Consider the following 23,231-nt stretch of genomic DNA (forward strand, 5'->3'; position numbering starts at 1 on the left):
TAATGATAAATAGAGAAATAAAAATTAATATACTTACATTAGCATTAATCGCTTTTTTATTTATTATATATCAAGGTATCACAGTTCATATTCTATATGACCATTTAAAGAATGATTATATTACTATTTGGAGTGAAATTACCGGGAAACTAATTGCACAGAACCCAGAAAATGAATATGAAATAATACAAGCACTTACAAATGATACAGCGAATAAAAAAGAGTATTCCAGTGATGGAGAAATGCTATTAAATCAATATGGTCTATCTGCTGAATTGGACTCAAGACTTTTTCCTTATTTAAATAAACATATATCCCAAAACAATATATACATGTTCCTTGGAGCAATAGGGTTCAGCTTAATCCTAATTTTTCTAAATTACTTACAATATAAATCTTTTTTCTTAAAAATTAGAAATGTAACAGCTGCAGCGAATAAAATTATTGAAGGTGATTACACCATTGATATCAAGGAAAATAGAGAAGGAGATCTAGCTAAACTTGCTAATTCTTTTCATAAACTGAAAAATGTTATTAGAAAAAGTATGCATAATTTAATGGAAGAGAAACAATTTTTAATTCAAACTTTACAAGATATTTCTCATCAACTAAAAACACCACTCTCAACACTAACAGTGAACAATGATATCTTATTACAAGGTAAATTAAATGAACAGCAATATCATTTTTTACACAATAATGATGTTCAAATTTCAAGAATCAGCTTTTTAATACATAATTTATTAAAAGTTTCAAAAATAGATGCTAGGGCAATACTATTTGAAAAAGAAAACTCTGATATTATTGATACAATTTATGAGGTCATTGCTAGTTTGAAAAGTAAATTAAATAAAAAAAGTATGAACATACATTTAAAAGCCAATGAAAAAATATTATTTTTCCATGACAGTATTTGGATGCAAGAAGCTTTATTAAATATTTTAAAGAATTCCATTGAACATTCAAATGATAATAGTTCCATTTATATTGAAGTCACAAACTCCCCTATTCATACTGAAATTATAATTCAAGATTTTGGTGAAGGTATTGCATCAGAAGATTTGCCATATATATTTGATAGATTTTACAAAACAAAAAATTCTAATAAAGAAGGGTCCATTGGAATTGGCTTAGCGCTATCAAAATCAATTATCGAAGCTCATCATGGATTTATTAAAGTAGAAAGCCAAAAACATTCATTCACAAAATTCACAATAACTTTTATGAAATATTAACAGTACATAAAAGTTATTATAAAATCCTAACCTTTGAGTATATTTTTTAAAAATTAATCATCTGTTAAAAAAAGAAATTCGATTAATTTTTCATAAATGACTGTAGAGAGATAAATCTTTCCTTTGGGGGTAATTAAAAACCTTAGCTTGATGTGCATAGGATCACCATATCAAAAAGGAAACTTGTACGTTTGGACACAATTTAGAAACAAAATATCCGATTCCATGTACGTTAAGGGATTAGATATTTATTTTACTATTTTATATTGTGTACAATTTCTTGCTTATGAGGTCTGTGTGGCAACCGAACCAAATCTGATGGTAAGTATTAGTGGACATCAAAAATAGTACATTAATATAATTGCTTTTATTAAATATACAAGTCTACCTGTGGCAATAGTCTCAGGTATTTTTTCGTTCATTGTGTTTATTTATTTTGTCATATTTTCTTAATAAAAAATAAGACACAGCCCAAATCACGACAGCGCCTACTATAGTTCCTATACACTTAATCAAAATCATTTATCCTCAAATTATTAATTACTTTGCTTCAATACCCATTCTCTTTACGAAAAGTATCTTTTCCATTCATGAAGTCAGCTGTATTACCAGGAATGCTATACTTCATATTCTTTTTCTTAGCTTTTTTCTTCACCCTCTTCTCTTCTACAACAGCTTGTAAATCTGCCTTCCATTGTTTAAACAAATCCTTTTCACGACACAGCGAATTTGTACCCCTTGGTTTAAATCTGAATCAAATAACTATATTTTATCTATTTATATAATCATTTAATATAAATATTCATTTTCCCAAAAAAGGTACCCTTCAACAAATTAATATGGTGCTCCAAAGTTTCATCTCATATGATAATTCGTCCCATGAATTCATCATATGCTTGTCTAATTAGAATGTTCACTGGTTCAATGCGGAACTTCTTTTTAACTTTTAACAAATTAAAAACATCCATTTTGGATACTTAATGTACACTAATATTAATATTGAATAGCTTTATTGATAGACTGTCTAGAACAAAAAATATACTAGCTGAAACTGATTTATATCCAATATTCTTTCCTGTAACATTGATAGTAATCTCCGCTAAATGGGTTCGCACATCATCTCTTTCAAATAGTTTATCTTCGACCTTTTCGACTATTGCTACATTATCCACTTCTTTAAAAGTTTTCAGCAATTTTGTTTCAAATAAAGTAAAATCGAAATTTTCACCTTTAACCACATCAAATTTAATCTACATTTTTAACTAGTAAATATATTTATATCAATATAATTTTTATGTATTAACATTAAATAATTCAAAGGTCATTCTTTATTAAAATCCCCTATTGCTTAAATTTGTTCTTTATTTTCACATAAGGTACGTGAAATTTTATTATCTCATTATTGAATAGGAGAAACTTGAATAGCTAGTATGCCCCCAATCTACTCTGCATGGTTCCACTATCCATTAAGCCTTTAATAATTTACGTGTCTTTTCTATTTGATTAATTCTGTTTTTTCAAGCGATATTTTATATCTATTTCGTATGTGTGTTAACCAGTTCGTTTGCAAACTTGTTAGCACATTTTTTATATTTCTTCTATATATATTTCCCTTCACAAACATATCATACTTTCCCGCTAACTCTTCCAGTTTCTTTTCTTTGTATTTGGTATGTATAAAGAAATGAAGTATTATTATTTTTCTATGTTTTTTTATTCTAAAAATACTCTTTCGTTTCATGAGGCTTCATTTTATACATCATATTAATAGGAGAAAACATACATGTTACCATTTGAATCCATATTCAAGAAACAGAATGATAAAAAAGACTACCATAAAAACCCACTCATTACTAGAAAAAAAACATAATATAATTGCGAACGTATAAAATTCAGATTTATTTTAAGGGGGAAAATTATCCAATGTCAAATGAACCGTGTCCAATTATTGCTCCGTGTCCAGTTGTCAGTCAAACACAAACACCTTTATCTAATGCACCAGCAGAACCTATTGTTACGGTAAATCCTATAATTAAAGTTCCAGTTGTTTTAGCGGAGAGAACACTTCAAATTGTTGTAGAAGCAGATGTTCCATTAGATCCACCGGCCTCTGAAATTAAACGTGTTCTAAAAAATGTATTTTTAACACAAGGTAAATTAGTTCCTGTAGCATTTACTCCAGTAGAAGGTACGCCTTATCGTCGTGTTACAAGAGCAAAATTATTTGTATCAGGTTATATTCGTAAAAATATTGAATATGCATCTGGTGAATGTAATGCAGCTTTATATGATCGTATTGCTAATGTTCCTTTTTCTGGATTTGCAGATTTAACAGAAGGTGATTTTTTCACTTTACCTTTAATTGCAGCTTCTTCAGATACAGCCTCTCATTTTATTAATCCAAAGGATGGCGATTTACCTCGTTTGGATAAATACTTCTTCGAAAATCATGTAGTTTATAACGAGCAACCTACTGTTGAAATAATCAGTGCTAATTTTTATGAATTAGATTTTTCTCCATGTCCTACAGCGTTAGAAGCAACATTTGATGCTTTACGTGAAAAAATTGTGTTAGATCTTACACTAAAAGTGTTGCAAGTACAACAAGTACGAGCTGGTATTGTTTAATATACAGAAAAAGACATTATCTTCTTTATAGAAGATAATGTCTTTTTTGTTTTGATAAAACATACATAATATTAACAATGAGTGTATATAACTGAAATGGATTTAGTTATAAATTCATCGGATGGGATGTGTTTTACTGATGAATAAGCCATGGTCTGGTAATAATATGGGGCATAAAATTTATAACATTAAAAATTTAAATGAACAATTAGTTTCAAAGAAAAAACAAAAAAAAGAAAAAGAGAAAGTAAAAGAGAAAGTATTTTCTGAAATGAGGCAAAGTAATAGAGTGAATGCTATGGTGGTAAAAATACCTTTTTCTGTTGTGTCAGAAGTAACAAATTTTTCGACGAATCCTATTTTAAGTGAAAGAAGGCAAGAAGTGTTTCTATTTGAAAATAACAATACTAATAATGAATTCTGTGAATTAGAAACACAATTAATAACTACCTCAAATTATTATTATGAAGAGCCCTATTGTAAAATGGTTTCTTCTAAGATTTTTGAAAATAGAATTCTTTTCGAATTGGATATAAAAAAAAATACGAGTGATATTCCAAGAATAAATAAAGTAGAATCATCGTGGGTTCCTATACACAATAGCATAGTAAAGAAAAAAGAAATAGAATTTGAGAACTATATAACAGGTGAATTACCAATTGAATTGGGTAGATATAAAACAGAAATTAGCTTACAAGAAGTGATAGATTTTAAGAATAGGATTATAGGTTTTCAAAACATTTCACAAGATGTAATTTTAACTGAAAGTAAATTATTGTTATCAAAGAGAACAGAGAGAGCAAATTCGCATTCAAAAGAAATTGTAATAGACAAAGGTACTTTATTTGTGAAGGGACATATTCTTCAAACAATTGAATGTCTTATAGATAATAAACAAGCTCGTGATAATTTTTATTGTTTAATGCAGAATATAGAATTGGAAATAGTTATTAAAATTTTACAAAAACAAGAGCTGTCCAATTGATTAAGGACGGCTCTTGTTTTTTACTTCACAAACACATAAGCTTCATTTGCTGTTACATAGTATAGAGTCCATAATCCCTTTTCTGTATATAATAATAAAAAATTGTGAAATTTTATCGCATTATGTAAGACACTTGATATCAAATATATTACTTTTACTATGAACTAAATGTATTTTATAGGATTTTTCTAGATAAACAAGGTGCTAAATTAATTCTTAAGAAGTCATTACCATTACATTTATCTAAAAATTGAAAAAATATGTGTAGATAGATATCATCTTAAATACATATATAATTAACTTTAATTTTCTGACACGATTTCACATTATTCTTAAACTGACTTTTACGTACATTATGAATAAAAATTGTACCGTGTCAATCTTTAAAAGATTATATATCATAACTTTAAGAGAGGAAGAAAAACTATGAAGATGAAAAGAAAAAGCATCATGACAACAGCCCTTGCAGCTACATTAGCTACAGGTGCAATACCTACTACCTCGGTGTTTGCTGCAGAAAAAGAGGTTCCTATTCAACAAAAAGAGGCACAAATGAGTATTCAACCTTTTGCACAAAACAATTTGGAAACAGCCGTTCAAGCTGCCTTAAACGGTCCAGAAGTCAAAAAAATCAAAGTATTTGAGCATGAATTTAATGTGAAAGAAATAGAAGTAGTAAATCTAGGTGCAGGAAAAAAATATGTTAAGGGGCAAATTTCTCATCATTTAAGTTTTCGTCCAGATGATCAATTTTATTATGAGTTTACCGTACAAGATGGAAAGGTACTAGATAAACCTGTATTTAATATTGATAGAGGTGGTTGGACACCATTTGCTGCTCCACTTTTATCAATTCTTGCTGCGTATAATGGAATTCCAGTTAATCCAAATGATTTAAATACACTTGGTCAGCAGATTGGTAAAGTTATAGACGGAAGCTGGGAACATGCAGCCCAATCAATCGCAACTGTAGTTAGTCTAAGTTTTAATGAGTAGGATTTCCCAATTTTTATTAGCATTGTTATAAGAGATTCTAAAACAGCTATTAATAAATTTTTACCACTCAGTCACATTATCTTGATTTGTTTACCACCTTATCATTCATTATATGTCACAAAATAGAAGTCTTTTTTAAGGCTTCTGTTTTGTTTGTATACAATACGAGCAACGGTTGGTTTTTGGAGGCTATATTTCGATTTTTCAAGAATACGTTTGGCTATTAGGTACAATTCATAAAAACAAATTATTAAAGTCTCAAATAACTTACTCCCCCTATTTTTAATTATTATCAACTCCAAAAATTTATTACCTTAAGAATGAAAAACAATAAATATAGTAAAAAATCATCTAGCGATTATTTAAAAATCAGGAGAGATCAAATGAAGAAAATAAAAATGAGAAATTTCATTAAAATTAGCATCCTTACTTGTATTACACTAGCAAGTTTAAGTATACCATCTGCTATTTTAGCTGATAGTCATTCAGGTTATTCCTATGAATCCAATATAGGATATCAAAATCCAGAGTGGATGTCGAAAATAGAAGATTCTACAAAATTAAGTGAAATATCTATTCCAGGGACTCATGGTATTATGGCTTTACATGGAGTAAGCTTTCTTGATGAAAATTTGACAAGAAATCAAACTATGAGTCTATCCTAACAATTAAATTCTGGAATCCGATATGTAGATATGCGTGTTAAACGTGTAAAAGATTCTTTTGCAATGTATCATGGCATTGTAAATCAAAAAGCTATGTTTGAAGATGTATTAAAAGAGACAATTCAATTTTTAAAAGATCATCCAACAGAAACAATATTAATGCGCCTAAAAGAAGAAACTACTCCTGAAAGCGGCTCTCTATCATTTGAGGAGATATTTTTAAAATATAAAAACGTTAATGCTTCATATTTTTGGAATCCTAATTCCGTACCAACTTCAGATAGAAATACCCCTGCTTTAGGAGATACCCGCGGGAAAATTGTAATCTTACAAAACTTTACATCCACTCAATTGTACGGTATTGATTACGAAGGTTTGAATATACAAGATAAGTTTGAAATTGGAAGCGGACCAGACGAAATATATGCAAAATGGAGTGAGATAAAAACCCATCTACAAAATGCAAATACTAATTTTAATAATGGAAAAATTTATCTCAACCATTTTAGTGGTACGGGGGGCGTAGCGGCATTTTTAAATAATGTATATCCTTGGTTTATTGCAAGCGGAAAAGAGAGCAGAAATACTGATAGTAGTCCTAAATTGATTCAAACGAATTCCACAAATGCATGGAGTGATTTCCCTCGCGATAGAAACGGACAAGTATACTATGGGGGAATGAATACACTTGGGACCAAACTCTTACAACAAGGCATAATTAAACATTCTAGTATCATCGCAGCTGATTTTCCTGGTCCAGGTTTAATTGATAGTATCATTAAATTAAATGGTATACATTCTAATGAAAAAGAAATATTAATTTCGCAAATATCATCTGAATCTAGTCCTTTATCCGGGCAACAAAATCGATCCAGTCAAAACTTTAAAATTGATAGTTTACCTGTAGGTACTAAAGAATTAAAATGGGTTATTGAGCCTTCAGAAAAAACTTATTCTTCTACTATCTCTTTCAATGTAATGATTGATGTTTCCCTAGGAATAGATTCTACTCGTTGGAAAAACATTTCACATGGATCTAGGACTGAAGCTTACACAAATACTAAATATTATATTGCAAGTCCAATGGGTGCCACTAACAAATTCACAGTGAAAATATACGCTATTACAAATTAGAAAATAAAGAATCCCAATGAAATTCCATTGGGATTCTTTTTTAATTTCATTTCGTAAACATTAGGATGGGGTTTAAATCTTATTGATTTATATCATAAGATAATTCATATTTGGAACAGCCCTTAATTTTTAAAAGAAAACCCAAAAATGTTAACTACCTTTTCCCACCTGTCACTTATTCAAAACTGGCTTCCAAAGCGATAAGGCAAAAATCCAATTTGAGTCGCCATTTCCTTGATGATCTTGAACTGCTTCATACACTTTTCCCTCATGTACTACTCTATCGCCTTTAGTATATGCTTTTCTTGCATCCCATTTTTCATATGTGGAATCCTCTGACTTTGTTGTTACAGTCAAAACATCACTTCTACTAGATTCATTTCCAGCTAAATCAACCGCCGTCACTACATATTTATACGATGTATTAGCCTTCAAATCTTTATCCATAAAGGATGTATTAGCCGCTGTCCCAATTTTATTCATAACCCCAGCGCTTTCTCTATATACAATATAATGGTCAACACCTACATTATCTTCAGACGGACTCCACATCAAATCAACAGTTGTCGCTGTTGTACCCATACTATGTAATCCTTTTGGTTGAGTTGGAGCCTCTATATCTGGGATTGCATGTGTTGTCTTAACCTTTAGTTTTTCACTTTCTTTTGATATGTTTCCAGCAGAGTCTAATGCCTTTATTGTATAGGTATATTCCGTATCTGCTTTTAGTTTTTTATCAATAAAAGTTGTACCTGGTACCGTATCAATTACTTCGCCATTACGTAACACTTGATATTCTTTTACACCTATATTATCAGTAGAGGCCTTCCATGTTATTTCAACACTATTGGCAGAAACTTTAGAGGCATTTAATTCAGTTGGTTGACTTGGAGCTACTGTATCGGGAGTTTCATTATTTACTAGATTTACATCAATTACATTATAAAACGCATTTGACGTATCTGCTACATCCCATACAGCTAAAATAACATGATAACCATTGCGATCAGTTGGTACATTAATTGTATGTGTTAAATTATTTGATGCGGCAGAACCATCATGTTTCACAGTTCCAATTGGTTCTAATTCAGCACGTGTTAATGGTTTATTAGGATCCCATCCCTTTTTTGTAATGTAATAATGCCATTTACTTGTAGGATGTGCAGCTGTATATTTCCATGTAAAGGTATTTGCTCCACCCTTAATCGTGTTTTTGAACCAGCGATTTGATGTTTGTTGGTCAAGAATTCCTCCAAACAGTCCTCCTGCCGAAGCGATTTTCCCATCAATCGGTCCCCCATCTGGGAATCCTTTAGGTGCTTCTAGGCTTTGAGGTTCGTACATTATATTTCCACAATTTAAATTCAATGCTCCATAATTCTGACTACATAAAGCAGCACGGCTACTTGGCTTTTCAACAAATCCATGTGCATAAGCACTTTGAGGAATCATAGTAATAGCCGTTACCCCTGCAGCTAAAACACAAGCACCAATTCCTTTTTTACTTTTTCTTAATCTTTCCAATTTAGATGTAAATTTCAAATTCATTCTTATCCCCCCAATATATTATTGTTATCGCTAATATAATAGCAATATAGAGATAAACGAACAAATTACTAATAAATATACTAATACCTCTCATACATTGGTACGTTTATTATTATTTTTAATCTCATATAAAAATAAAATAAATACAATAAGTCTATTTTGTAACATTATGTTTTAAAAAAAGAATAAAAACTTCGTTTAATTTCACAAAAAATTCAAATATTAAAACAGATAATTAAATCATGTAGGAAAAATAATTTTTTTATATTACAAAAAAGCAAAAAAAGTCTGGAAGAAACCGATTATATCCGTTTCTTCCAGACTTTCACTTCTTTTATAACACTCACAAATCCCTTAACCTTAAACATATACACTTGAGGTTAAAACCCACATAATCAATATAACCTATATGTTGACTAGCTTCTAAATGTTAAAATTCATAAATTAATAGTAACAGAACAATTAAAACAAGCCATTTAGCAATCACATATAATATTCTTACTAATTCAATCTAACGCTTAATTACTTATAAAATGACTTAAGGTATCTAGCTTAACTGTATTTTCTTTATTAATAACCATTGTCTATCCTGCATTTTCTTACTTTAAGCAGATTATCAAGAGATTGTTAATATTTAAGGAGAAAAGATTTGAAAACCCATTTTTCATTATCATATTCTAAAAATTTATTATATTATTTTTATCTAATAAGGCACAGAAACAACGGGTAAACTTCAGTGTGCTTGAGAAACGTTCTTAGGGTGAAACGTTTAAAGGGTACTTTAGTACTGAGTTTTTATTAAATGTTCCTGTACCTAATATTTAAATTAACGTATGTCAAAATATTTTACAATACGAGTGTTAAACGTTACATATTTCTATATAAAATGATACATTTCATCAGCACGCCTCCCTAATATTTATGCTAAATATAGAAAATTCAGCTCGTTAGGATTTAATTTTAAAATTCTCATAAAAGCATATGATAGATTAGGCACGTAATTGTCACAAATTAATAGTCTATCTACTTTTTAATTACCTATGAAAACTCTATTACCGCTTTATTATTTACTCCTAAACCAAAGCACATCTATACCTACAATTTCTTAAAATTCTTTTAGATAATATTTCAAAAGAGTCGATAGTTTTATTTTTTTATTTTTTTATTGTACATTTGTGCATTTGATGTTAGGATTATGCCTATTAAAATTGAATCCTAACGATTCTTCTTTATAATTTCCATATTTTAATTGTTAAATAAAAATATAGATTCTGATATATATTCAAAATCAGACCGAAAATATCTTTATTTTACAATGATGTCGTAGCATACCTTTAGAATGGAAAGATATATGCAACAACGTGTTAAGGGGTTACAGGAGGAACAAAAATGAGAGACTTTTTTGATGATAAGTACAAAAATATTGAATTAAAAAGGAGGTTAATCAATTTAATAAGTGAAATTAGCGAATTCAAAGGAAAATTAACTGCTTATCAGGAACAAAACCCTGACATATTTAATAGTTTAGAAAAAACTATACCACTACATTACATAAAAAATTTCACAACTATTTATGAGGATATAAAAGTTCCTAATAAAAGATTAAAAGAACTTATTTTAGATGATATAGTACCTCAAAATATTTCTGAAGATGCTATTTTTTGTTATTATCAAACACTTTCTTTTGTACATAAAAACTCCTGTACTTTATCAATTAATCCAGCAACTATACAGGAATTACATTTTCAACTAATACATTACCTTACCTCTGACAGTGCCAAATGGCGTGAAAAACCTTTTATTATTCCAGGTATTCCTGAGCATGGAATGCACTTGAATAGTTACCGCATTCTTCCGCATGAACTCATTCCACAGTTTATGGAGCAATTATGTGATCAATACAACTCATTAAATACTAGTAAGGGGCTACATTCACTTTTATTAATAGCTCGTTTTATATTAAATTTTTATTGCATAGTCCCTTTCAATCAAGGTAATAACAGGCTGGCATTTATGTTAATGCAATTGCTGTTAATTAAGAGTGGACATACATTTGTAAAATATGTATGTTTGGATAAATATATTAAGAAAAATGAATCTGATTATTACAATTCGATTTATAAATCTTCGGTCAATTGGTACTGCGAGGAACATAATAATAGCTTTTGGTTAAAAACGTTTTTAACAATTATATTAGAGGCTTACAAAGATCTTCATAACACAGTTCTAGATTCTATATGTAAACATACTAAAGTTGAGAGAATTCAAGATTTTATACTTAAACAAAAACAACCTTTTACTAAGGAGAGTATTCGTAACACTTATCCAGATATTGCAGAAAGTACAATCAGTAAGGCTTTAAATTCCTTGCAAGTGTTTGGCCATATTAAGCTAGTTACAAAGGGAAGAAACGCAAAGTGGATTAAAATTTGACCATACTTTCAATACACCTGAGGTTTAAAAATTCAATTATAATCTTATCATTGAATTTCATTTTAATTTTAAGCTAATATTACTTTTTTAGTTATTTCTAATTCCAACAAAACATTTTATAGGAAAAGGTCCGCTTCCCCCGCCTTTTCCTATAATAAAATGAAATATAAACATAAAATAATTGTCGAAAAAAGTCTTATTTTAATATTTTTTCTTTATTTTCTGGTTGTAAACGCTTCTATTTCGTGTTACCATCTTAATCAAACAATAGATGGTCATAAAAATGAAAGTATTTCTTTCCCTTAGAAACATATAAGCGTACGGTAATATCATGAAAATAAGGCCAAAGGAATATTTGATACCTACCAAAATAATTAATAAGAATTTTGCCGCGTTATTTTTCTGATTATTAAGAAAATACATTTTGTCCCTAAACAAAATTTGTTAGTGCGCAAGATTCAAATACACTAGAACACCCAAATAAATGAAATATCCTTTTTCATTGAGCATTAAGGTATGGAAAAAGAATTCTTCCTACAAAATTCAGATGATTAACTTAAAGGCATCTAAATTACTACCTTAATCGCCATCTATTGTTGATAACATATTTACCAACTATGAAAAAGAGCCTATCAATGGTTCTTTTTTGTTATAATCATTGAAATTTTAATTCTATCTTGAAACTTAAATTTTCACACAAATTACCTCTACTTTTTTCCTCTCAATTATTGAATTAATAATATAGCACATCAAATTTATCAATTCTTACATCCAATTCGATTAAATTAATGAATAAAATTCAATTATATAAAAATAATAACTACAACTAATCGGTATATATTAAAGAGGTGTCAATTTTGTCCTTAAATGAAGAGACCTTAGAAACTAAGACATATAAAACCATTGAAAAGATCGAAACAAATAACCTAAAACAACTTAAAAATACACTAGATAATATCTTTGATATCAGTGCAGATTTGATTGAACATCCTTTGCAATTAAAAACAAACACGAATATTTTACTTTATTATTTTGAAGGCCTTACAGATGGTGTTGCATTAAAAGCCAATGTTGTTACACCATTATTACAAGAAGTAAATGAAGACAGTCAAATTTTTAATTCTAATATTATTGCTACTCATACAAAAATCGTATATACATGGAATGAAATTAAAGAAGGATTACTTGAGGGTCAATGTGTACTGTTTATGGAAGGAGAAAATCGGTCACTTCTAATAAATACAAAAGGCTGGGCAGAGAGAGCCATTCAAGAACCAATTTCAGAAGTTACTATTAAAGGCTCACATGATGGTTTTATTGAGAATGTCACAAAAAATATAGGCCTAATTCGTCGATATATTCCTTCTACAGAGTTAAAAATCAAAAAGCTGACGATTGGAGAACGAGCCACTTCTTTAGTCTATTTAATTTACTTAGGTGATGTAGCAAACGCAGATGTAGTCCAAGAAATAGAAACTAGAATCTGCAAAATCAAAACAGATGCGGTATTAAGTATTGGAGAGCTATCTAATTATACAAAAGATCAAAATTGGACTCCTTTTCCACAGGCTTATTTAAGCGAACGTCCAGACGCCATTTCAAATCATATACTTGATGGGAAAGTAGCAGTGTTAATGGATAGATCCCCTGGTGCTATGGTTGTTCCTATGAATTTGATTGGATTTTTTCAAACCCCAGATGACTATAATATTCATTGGCTCATTGCATCTTTTTTTCGCTTATTACGATTTGCAGGATTTATTATAGCTATTTTTTTACCCGCATTTTATATTGCTATAGTATCCTTTCACTTTGAGATCATTCCTATAGATTTATACACTTCTATTGCAACGTCAAGAGTTAAGGTCCCCTTCTCACCCTTATTGGAAGCTTTTATAATGGAAATTACACTGGAAATGCTACGTGAAGCTGGTATTCGCTTACCACAACCTATTGGACAAACTATTGGTATTGTTGGAGGGATTGTAATTGGACAGGCGGCTGTTCAAGCTGGACTTGTGAGTAACGTTATGGTTATTATCGTATCTATTACAGCCATTGCATCATTTATTGTTTCTAATTATGATTTATCAAGTTCTATACGCCTTATTCGTTTTCCAATGATGTTATTGGCATACTTTTATGGGATTGTAGGTATTGTTAGTGGATTAATGCTCTTATTTGCTCATTTTGTTTCACTGACTTCCTATGGTTCACCATACGGATTGCCAATCGCGCCATTTCGGCTTCAAGAGTTAAAAGATTCTTTTGTAAGGTTTCCTATTTCGATGATTACCACCCGCTCGAGTACTGGACAGCCGAAACAAGAAAAGAAAAAAGAAGGTGGTCCGCATGGGGAATCTTAAATTCAAAAATATAACTTTATTCGAATTTATTATTTTCATCCATTCGCTGCAACTTGCATCTGGTATGTTAATTATGCCAAGCCCACTTGCTACTACTGCTGGTACAGATGGCTGGATTTCGATCATTCTCGGATGGATAGTTACTTCTATAATCGGTGTAATTATTATATTAATGTTACAAAAAAATCCCAACAAAAATTTCTCGCAAATCTTAAAAACATACTTTGGTAAATGGCTAGGGACGATTCTTTTTCTTTTATATGCCTGTTATCTATTTTTTGCTGGCTTTAATACTTTACTAAAGGCAACTGATATCGTAAAAGTTTGGATATTCCCTTCCACTCCTGCTTATCAAATCACCATATTATTACTATTACCTTTTATTATTTTAGCTCTGAGTGGGTTAAGGGCTCTTACTAGTTATTCTATGCTTGTTTTCTTCTTCACTACTTGGATGCCACTATTTCTTCTTTTTTCACTAAAGAGTAACTACACCCCTTTACACCTACTACCTATTTTTAAAGAGGGATTATACCCTATTTTAAAGGGAACAAAAGAAACTATTACTCCTTATGCTGGCTTAGAAATTGCATATTATATATATCCGTTCTTACAAAAAAAACAAAAGGCCATAAAAGGACTACTAATAGCTAATACTGGAACCATGGTTTTCTATCTATATGTGACTATTCTTTCTTATATATACTTTAGCCCCGAGGGGATAAAAGACGTAATTTGGCCCGTATTTCATTTGTTACAAGGGGTTCGTTTTTCTTTCATGGAACGATTAGAAATTATTTATATCGCTTACTATTTAATTGTATTCTCCACTACTTTATATCCGTATTTATTTTTCAGTTTTGAATCTATGACCATATCACTTCAAAAAAACGCCCGAAATTGGGCGCTGCTTGCTTTTATGTTATTTATAGTTGGGCTATTTATTTTCCTAAATCCCGATGTGGATCAATATTTGTTTATATATTCTCTTATGGATATCTTAAATGTCATTTTCTTTATTCTTTTACCAATCTTATTTTTCGCTTACAGTATTCTTTTTACTTGGGTTACTAGGAGGAAACAACTTTGATTCGAAAATGGATATGGATTGTAATTTGTTGTGTGTATATAATTGGTTGTAGTCAGAGAGTTCCTCTTGAGAAGGTTTCATTAATCCTTTTAATTGGCTTGGATAGAACCTCTAATGGAGACATAAAAGTTGGAACAAGCATACCACTCTTTCATCATAAGCAGCAAAAAAGTACTATAGAGCATTGGACACAAGCATCAACTGTATATAATGGATTCAGTAAGATAGATACGAAGTTAACGGGATATCTGACAGCTTCCAAAGCTCAAATCATTTTAATTGGGAAAAAATTAGCGCAAGAAGCAAACTGGTTGCAGGAGCTTGATTCTTCTTACCGTGATCCTTACGCTACCATTAATGCTAAAGTAGTACTTGTAGATGGACCTGCAGAAGAAATTTTTAAAATTCATAAGCCTAGTAAACCATCACTTTCATCTTATATAAATGGTGTAATTGAATCGTCAATTCAAAATAACCAATCAGTCTCTTCTACAATTCAACAATTAATGAGAGAACAAAATGAAGAAGGAATGACGCAAACTGTTCCAATTGTCAAAAAAACAAAGGATGAAATCGACACAGTAGGAATTGCATTTTTAAATCGAAAAGGGAAATATTTGACTCATATCCCTAAAAAAGATGTTAAATTTTTCAATCTTATAAATAAGCCAAAAAGTAACGGGCGAATGATACTACACCTTGCACTTCCTCCTAAAAATTCCAACAAAAAAACAAATACTTCTATCTTCGTACAGAACGCGACAAGGAAGGTAGATGTAACTTTTCAAAATGGAAAGTTTGTATTTAATCTCGATATATATGCTAATGTAGCTTTAATAGAAAAAACTAATCCGAATTTAATTAAGGGGTACTATGATAATAAAAAAAATATAAATAATTTAAAAAGTGCTATTCAAAAAGAAATTAATAATAATTTACAAAATATGTTGTATGAAATACAGCAGAATAAAATTGATCCAATCGGATTATCCCTATATGCTAGAGCATTTCAATATAAAGAGTGGAAAAAAGTAAAAGGAGATTGGTCGCAAGCGTTAGCAGAGGCTAAAATAAATGTAAAGACACACGTCAAAATAAAAGATACTGGGACCATTAGAAATTAAACTAGTCTATTCTTCTGCTTAAAAGTATTTCTAAGTGGAAATTCCCTCTTTAATAATTATTATGCAAAAGATGCTAACTCGAAAAACTCTTTCCGTTCTCTTAAAAAGGCAATAATTTAAGAGGAACCATTTATATGCCTAATAACTCAAATAAAATCGATACTATACTTAGGTTAGATCTTAAAATCTAAAAACCTTATTCCAAACTTAGACCTAATTGATTGCTCCTCTCCCTTCCTTGGGGCTAAGTAGCTAGCTTTTGCTAGCTGCTTTTTTTATTAAACGGATAAAATTCGATATTCTAACAATACTACTCATAATACAACTTGAGCAGTTAACTTTTGTTAGCTGCTCTTTATTTGTACAAGGTACTCAATTGACTGGCGCACATATAATATCCTGAGTTCCTTTCTTTATAAAATAGTCGTTATAAAATGAGACTCGTCACGAGAGCACTTTACTAAGTGCTCTTTTTATACTCCAACTTAATACAAAATGAAAGTTTGATTAAGCTTATTTTTACTACCGCATAACATGTTTAATTCTGCTTATAATATAGTTGTAACTTAAAGTTACATATCTTTTACTTGTAGGGCCTAATTTTCTTTTGTACAACAAGCAGTTAGTTAATTAAGCTGGCTGGCTGCTTTGTTTTGCAAAAAGAAGTTTTTATACGATTTTAAACACATTTAAAAATAAATTCATATGATATTACGTATTCCTCTCTTTTACAAAATGGATTTTGGTCAAAAGAGCACTTTTACGAAGTGCTCTTTTCTCATGGAATTAAAGCTCTACAAAATAGCATTTTTGTTTAGTTTCACTCTAAAAGTAAAATTTTCATTTTTTCATTCCACCAAGTTCATAACATATTCTTTTCCCCCGATAAAATAATGATTAGGTGTCCCATGCGCATTTTATCCACTGGAAATAATACCTTTCACGTACTTACGTATTAGAAACTTCATTTCTGCTTCTTCTGCAATAGCAATTTTGTTCACTTTTTTGATACATTTATGAAACATTCACATGTTATCTTCAATATGTTCTATTCTTTTTGAAAAACCATGTGAGAATACCAAAACAAGAAGCCCTAGAGCCCTAACTCTAAGGCTTCTTGTTTTCAAATAAGGATTTTGTATTAAATCTGCACCAAGATTAAGAAGCATACATACCATATCTTGTGCACCTTTTTTACATAAATCTTGATCATTGGACGCCTTTAAAAGCGCTCTTTTTTGTTGATAAACTACACAAAGAGAAAAAAACGCATACAATGTCACGTATTCTTTTCATTATAACCTCAGTAAGTCCTTATTTAGCATGTAAAAAGGACTGCTAATTACCTGCAGCCCTTTACACTTCAAAGTTTAGAAGTATACAATAACAAATCTTTCCCAGCTTCCAGCTACATAACTAGTAGCCGTTAATTCTCTACCACCATTTGCTGATATATACCTACCATTACTGAGTGCTTGTAATACATATATCCTATTGTCTCCACCATTATATAAGATAAACTTTTCCCATGTCCCAATTGATGTACGATCTGCTACTACTCTACCATTTGGCTCAAACGAAACATACTTCCCATTACTTTTGGCTTTTAAAGCGTACATATATAATTCTCCAGTCGGAATTAATTCAAATTTCTCCCATTCATTAACTACATTACGATTTGCTGTTACATTTCCCAAAGGCTCAGCAGAAACATATTGTAAATTTGCTGCCTGTATAGCAACTGTCCAACTTCCATTAAATAAATTCACGCCTTTTAGTGAACCTGCTTTTGATAGATTTGCTGCCGATACATCATTCGATGGTGTAATCATCAATATCATTAAAACCATCGGCAACATCATTAAAACTAACTTTTTTGAGATTGTATTACCACTTGCACGTGTTATGAACCTCTTCATTCCCATTCCTCCCTCAATATACATAGAACTCATATACATCATACCAAATATGTAAAATATTGTAATACTAGAGAGAGTTTATCAATAAATACCTTACTATTCTGTTTCTTTTTTCTCAAATCTATAGCACTTAAACATGTATCAATTCTCAAGCACATTTTTTAAATTATTTTCTCGTAATAAAAAAATGTAGCAGTTGATAGCAACGAGAGTATAGACAAAAGAGAGAGTATTTTCATTTCACTTTTCTTTAAATAAAAGCCAAATAGCCGTTCATAATGAACGACTATTTGCATCTAACGAATAATTAGAAGGTTCTTCATGTTAATCTATTTTGTTTAATCCCGTTGAAGTAACTTGATAGGTTCTTTTTTTGCCTATATATTCTTGTTTATTATTCTCAAGGTTAATAAGTGTAGCACGTGTCTTTTCCTTTACTGCTTCCCCTTCTATATGGGTAAACTCAATGTAATCTCCCGTTTTTACGGGCACCATTTGGAATTCAGCAGTTTGTTGTCTGTTTCCCACTATTTCCTTATTATACACAACACTACCGGTTGAATTCTTTACTGTAATACTTGCATACGTATTATTAAAGTAAGAATGTGGTACGCCTGCTTCTAAATTCACCTGCATTTTCTCTGTTGTCCTATTATAATTAACTTTTGCGATTTCTCTATCGCTATATCCTTTTAAAGACCACCCAAAATGATTTCCATCTAAAACCGTTGTTTCTGGCATTTTTTCTACTTTCTTCAGGCCTTCCTTTGTAACTTCGTATAGGGCTTTTTTTCCAAAGCTCTCTTGTTTACTATTATCTACATTTGTAAGAGTAGCTCTATGTACACCTTCTAGATGTGTTAACTCTATATAATCGCCTACTTTGACTGGAACTTTCTGCGATTCTGCATTTTGCTGTTTGTTTCCATAAATCTCTTTGTTATAGACCACTTTACCTGATGTGTTTTGCACTTTAATACTTGCATATGTACTATCAAAGTAGTCATGTGGTACACCTGCTTTTAGATCGATTTGCATTTCTTCTGTTGGTTTATTTAAATTTACTTTCGCAAATTCAAAATCTCCAATCCCTTTCAGCGACCATGCAAATTCATTACCTTCAAAAATGTTTGGAGATTCATTTTTGATTTGTACCTTTTTCTCAACAGTTTGATCAAATATATCCGTTAATACAATTTTTGCATAAGCATTTGTTGGTAATGATATAGATTGACTGATTCCATTTTGATAAGATTTAATATCATTAATTACGTTAATAGGTTGGCCCGTCATATTTTCATTGTTATAAATTTCAATTTTCCCCTTAAATTGCGGTGTACTATTTTCTTTTAGTTTCCAAGATACATTTAATTTTTCATTTTCATAATATATAGATTGGATATCAAAATCTAGTTTTCCTATTTCAGGTTGAGTAGGTTGATTTAGCGTGAATATTTTTCCTGCCCCAATAGTAGACTGCGTATTACCTCCTGCTTTGACCCATACATATTCTGAAGTAGATCCTCCATCATATTGATAAGTATTATCATGCGTTCCAGAAATACTTTGATTATTCCAAGAACTCCATTGTTTATCAACTAATTTTCGGCTATAACCATTTTTCAAGCGCGCTTCTCGAACATTCTGTCCACTATCAGCCCAGTCTTCTTGAAACATTCCTAAACCATGATTAAATGCAACATTAGCAACCGGAAAGTCCATAATTGCAATTTGATGCCATTTATTCTTTGTTACATCTTTCATCCATTGTCCAAATTTAGTATGACCATTTTCTTGCCATGAACGCATTGTCATCGTGTACCAATTGTAGTCTTTCCAACCATAAGTTGTTTGAACCTTCATTCCTGTTCCTTCTCCTCCAAAGGGTCCAGCTTGCGAATTCGAAGATAAGTATTCGGCCTTTATTGCTTCTTTAGAGGAAATTGGATCCCATAAGGCAAAATGTAAAGTACGTTTTCCATTTTCATCAAACCCACTTTGTTGTTGAAAACCAGCATATCCTCCAGCTTCACCACCTGCATTCCAGTTGTGTACAGCCCAGTACGTATAAGGTGGTGTCTGAACTGGTGACCAGTCTATACTAATAATATCTGAGGCAGGTATATTTTGGGGACTCACATAAACTGCTGGAGCAGCTGAATGTGTTGCAGCTTTAGTGTGCAAAATAGACGTTCCAAACATAGAAAACATGCTACATGCTGCGGTAATTATAATAACTTTATTAAATCTTTGCTTTGTTTTCTGACTAATCACTAATATACATCCTTTTCTAATTTTTATTATTGAATACTAACGTAGTAGAGAAATCTATCAAAATTCAAACAACATCCAGTAATTCTTTAAAATACTGGATGTTGTTCTATCTTTACATCTGATTCTTACATATTAATTGATTGTAATTGCTTTCCATAACGATAGTGCAAATATCCAATTCGGGTCACCATTTCCTTGATGATTTTGAACAGCTTCATACACTGTCCCTTGATGTTCTACTTTATCGCCCTTTGTATATGCCTTCTTTGGATCCCATTTTTCATAAGATACATTTTGATCTTTGGTTTTTACAAGAAGAATTCCACTTTGGATTGATGTATTTCCAGCTGCATCTACAGCCTTCACTGCATATTTATATTCCTTATTAACTGTTAAGTTTTGATCAGTAAACATCGTTCCTTGTACCGTTTGAATCAATTGTCCATCGCGTAATACCTGATATTCTTTTACACCTACATTATCTGTAGAAGGATTCCATTTTAGCTCTACACTGTTAGAAGTAAGGTTGCTTGCATATAATCCTTGTGGCTGTGTTGGAGCTTCTGTGTCCGGTTTCGGATTAACAATTTGATTTACTTTCTTCAGACCTTCCTTTGTAACTTCGTACATGGCTTTTTTTCCAAAGCTCTCTTGTTTACTATTATCTACATTTGTGAGAGTAGCTCTATGCACACCTTCTAGATGTGTTAACTCAATATAATCTCCTACTTTGACTGAAACTTTTCGCGATTCAGCATTTTGTTGTTTATTTCCATAAATGTCTTTATTGTATACTACTTTCCCTGATGCATTTTGTACTTTAATACTCGCATATGTTTCATTAAAATAATGATGCGGTACGCCTGCTTTTAAGTCTACTTGCATTTCTTCTGTCGATTTATTGAAATTAATTTTAGCAAACTCGAAATCACTAATTCCTTTTAGTGACCATGCAAACTGGTTTCCTTCTAAAATATTATTTACATTAGGCATATCTGGTTTAATTGGATTAGAATCCGTCCCCTTCCAAATCTCTGCTGTTAAAATTGGATATCCTAATGCAGCTACTTTTTGAATGGTATCGTTATTTGGACGTAATCCCCACTTCTCAAAGAAAGAAATCAAATTTTGTTTGGCTACTTTTGATGCTGAAATCATAAATAATTGTTTTTTATTTTCATCAGTTTGTGGAAGTTCACTTGAAGGCATGTCCCTATACAATTGATGCAATTTAGGATAGAAATCCTCTCCATACGCTAACTGTAGTTGCCAAAGCATAACAAGTTTTACAAAAACATCACTAATTTCGTCATAATTTTTATTCGCTTGTTCTAGATATTGAAATGCCTTTGGATAAATTCCACTTTTCTCTAAGTTGGATGGTTGATTAAATGCTTTTTCTACAGAAAGGCTGTATATATTATTTTGTACTTCTGTCATATTATAAAACTTCCAAGGTGATTGTTGTCTCAAATGTCCTGCCTCATGCCAAGGACCCCATCCATCTTTTACAAATTTATTAATATCTAACACGTATTGGATTGCATCTCCTACATATGCAGTTCGATAAGAAGTTGCATACATATAATAATCGGGAGAATGATTTTCTTCTACGTAATGAATATAATGTTTATCTACTTGTTCTTCGGATAATCCAGCTACTTTGTCTTGAATTCGAGTAGCTTCATCCATCTTTTTCAATAGTTGTACAGGATCTGTATTAGAACCCAACAAATATTTCTTAACACGTGCAGGGCTGGCCGTAATTAATACACGTTCGCCTTTTAACTCCACTGCATGTGCATTAGGATACTGGTCCAGCATGTTTATTAAATCTTGTTTCGTATGCTTTCCTAGTTCAAAGAAAGGCGTAGTCGTTCCACCTGCTGTGATTGTTGTTCGAATGGTACCACCTTGTTGTTTATTATAAAAATAAATCATCCCCCCATTTGGAGATTGGATTGTGTTTATACCAGGTTTTAATGTGAATGATTTTATCTTAGAATCTTCTCTCCAAGAAGCATCATACGAATAAGTTCCAATATATACCTGAATATCTTGATTACCTTCTACATTAATCGTTATTTGTTCATTTGGCTTTGCATATAAACCAGTTGGTTCATATGGACTAAATGCCATATTTTTTCTTTCCTGTTGTTTCAGTACCTCAACATCCCCTTTTCCTGGGACCGTAAATGTTCTATTTTCTGATTTAACTGACTTTTCATTTTGCAGTGATGTCGATAAATTTTTTTGCTGCTCCTTTTGCTCCGCAAAGACATCTGATGAAGAAATCATTCCAGTCGCAAGCATAGTTACTGTAGCAGTGGCCGCAAGTATTTTTCTAGTTTTATGTTTTGAATTATTCCCCATATTATCTCTCTCATTTTTCCTTAGTACTCTTAAGTTTTTTTGTTTTCTTCTCCATGTTTTTACAATCTAAGCTATTCATACTATTTAATTTGTGTCTATTACTCTATATTTTTTCATAAATATCTCCTTTTCTTTATGTATTATTGTATATAAATGTTATTTGATGACACATTAAATAACAAATTTACGATAAACTCATCGATAACAGCCTATTATGTTTTGATTCTGTATTCTAAACTTCCATCCAATTAGAGAAATATATCCAATTAGGGAAATAAGTAAATAAATTACAACATTTAAAGGTTGAGATCTCACGAAAAATTCATAAAACTTTTTTACTTTAAAAGTTTAAACAATTGTGACCACATTTGTTTGAACCTCTATAATTTTTTTCTAAGCTATTCTCTAAAAATCTTATTTTTCGTTGTAAATAAACCTGATTGGTACTCTTTATGCAAAAG

13 protein-coding genes and 2 pseudogenes are annotated in these 23,231 nt (G+C 30.9%); 9 read left to right on the forward strand and 6 right to left on the reverse strand.

The genetic code is table 11. The annotated features are described in order from the left end of the window. Positions 1 to 2 precede the first annotated feature (2 nt). The gene (locus ES895_RS28025; protein ID WP_135238831.1) at positions 3 to 1,235 is read left to right on the forward strand and encodes a sensor histidine kinase; all 1,233 of its coding nucleotides are present in this window, start codon (positions 3 to 5) and stop codon (positions 1,233 to 1,235) included. A gap of 550 nt (positions 1,236 to 1,785) precedes the next feature. On the opposite strand, the gene ES895_RS29560 is transcribed toward ES895_RS28025, so the two are convergent. Further along, a complete protein-coding gene (locus tag ES895_RS29560) occupies positions 1,786 to 1,941 on the reverse strand; it encodes a hypothetical protein (protein ID WP_158335242.1) in 156 nt (51 codons plus the stop codon). A gap of 271 nt (positions 1,942 to 2,212) precedes the next feature. Next, the gene (locus tag ES895_RS28035) at positions 2,213 to 2,485 is read right to left on the reverse strand and encodes a hypothetical protein (RefSeq protein WP_240690249.1); all 273 of its coding nucleotides are present in this window, start codon (positions 2,483 to 2,485) and stop codon (positions 2,213 to 2,215) included. Between the two features lie 673 nt (positions 2,486 to 3,158). Here ES895_RS28035 and ES895_RS28040 point away from each other — a divergent pair. From ES895_RS28040 to ES895_RS28060, 4 genes and pseudogenes are all read left to right on the forward strand, one after another. Continuing rightward, positions 3,159 to 3,863, forward strand: a complete 705-nt coding sequence (locus ES895_RS28040; protein ID WP_135238834.1) for a CsxC family protein — start codon at positions 3,159 to 3,161, stop codon at positions 3,861 to 3,863. Positions 3,864 to 4,002: 139 nt separating this feature from the next. Further along, on the forward strand, positions 4,003 to 4,848 hold the full coding sequence (locus ES895_RS28045; RefSeq protein WP_135238835.1) for a DUF7852 domain-containing protein: 846 nt from the start codon (positions 4,003 to 4,005) through the stop codon (positions 4,846 to 4,848). Between the two features lie 426 nt (positions 4,849 to 5,274). After that, positions 5,275 to 5,844: a hypothetical protein gene (locus ES895_RS28050; RefSeq protein ID WP_061662966.1), complete on the forward strand. Its 570-nt coding sequence runs from the start codon at positions 5,275 to 5,277 to the stop codon at positions 5,842 to 5,844. 383 nt (positions 5,845 to 6,227) lie between these two features. After that, positions 6,228 to 7,643, forward strand: a pseudogene (locus tag ES895_RS28060) (phosphatidylinositol-specific phospholipase C). Positions 7,644 to 7,814: 171 nt separating this feature from the next. On the opposite strand, the gene ES895_RS28065 reads toward ES895_RS28060, so the two are convergent. Next, entirely contained in the window at positions 7,815 to 9,191 is a 1,377-nt protein-coding gene (locus ES895_RS28065; protein WP_001049447.1) for a lytic polysaccharide monooxygenase, read from the reverse strand. A gap of 1,389 nt (positions 9,192 to 10,580) precedes the next feature. Between ES895_RS28065 and ES895_RS28070 the strand changes: the two genes are divergently transcribed. The 4 genes from ES895_RS28070 to ES895_RS28090 all read left to right on the forward strand — a co-directional run bounded on the left by ES895_RS28070 (position 10,581) and on the right by ES895_RS28090 (position 16,204). Next, positions 10,581 to 11,624 (forward strand): Fic family protein, encoded by a 1,044-nt coding sequence (locus ES895_RS28070; protein ID WP_135238836.1) that lies wholly within the window; start codon positions 10,581 to 10,583, stop codon positions 11,622 to 11,624. Positions 11,625 to 12,481: 857 nt separating this feature from the next. Continuing rightward, entirely contained in the window at positions 12,482 to 13,990 is a 1,509-nt protein-coding gene (locus tag ES895_RS28080; RefSeq protein WP_000055712.1) for a spore germination protein, read from the forward strand. Next, a complete protein-coding gene (locus tag ES895_RS28085; RefSeq protein ID WP_135238837.1) occupies positions 13,977 to 15,080 on the forward strand; it encodes a GerAB/ArcD/ProY family transporter in 1,104 nt (367 codons plus the stop codon). The genes ES895_RS28080 and ES895_RS28085 overlap by 14 nt, the downstream gene beginning before the upstream one ends. Then, positions 15,077 to 16,204, forward strand: coding sequence for a Ger(x)C family spore germination protein (locus tag ES895_RS28090; protein ID WP_097863249.1), 1,128 nt, complete (start codon positions 15,077 to 15,079; stop codon positions 16,202 to 16,204). The genes ES895_RS28085 and ES895_RS28090 overlap by 4 nt, the downstream gene beginning before the upstream one ends. Before the next feature lie 1,370 nt (positions 16,205 to 17,574). Here the strand turns inward: ES895_RS28090 and ES895_RS28100 are convergent. From ES895_RS28100 to ES895_RS28110, 3 genes and pseudogenes are all read right to left on the reverse strand, one after another. Further along, a complete protein-coding gene (locus tag ES895_RS28100) occupies positions 17,575 to 18,123 on the reverse strand; it encodes a fascin domain-containing protein (RefSeq protein ID WP_000819432.1) in 549 nt (182 codons plus the stop codon). Between the two features lie 327 nt (positions 18,124 to 18,450). After that, positions 18,451 to 20,397: pseudogene (locus ES895_RS28105) on the reverse strand (DUF3472 domain-containing protein); the annotation flags it as partial. Positions 20,398 to 20,529: 132 nt separating this feature from the next. Further along, positions 20,530 to 22,770, reverse strand: coding sequence for a M60 family metallopeptidase (locus ES895_RS28110; RefSeq protein WP_135238838.1), 2,241 nt, complete (start codon positions 22,768 to 22,770; stop codon positions 20,530 to 20,532). Positions 22,771 to 23,231 lie beyond the last annotated feature (461 nt).

The sequence above is a fragment of the Bacillus sp. 007/AIA-02/001 genome, assembly GCF_004634455.1.
In the GTDB taxonomy this organism is placed as follows: domain Bacteria; phylum Bacillota; class Bacilli; order Bacillales; family Bacillaceae_G; genus Bacillus_A; species Bacillus_A cereus.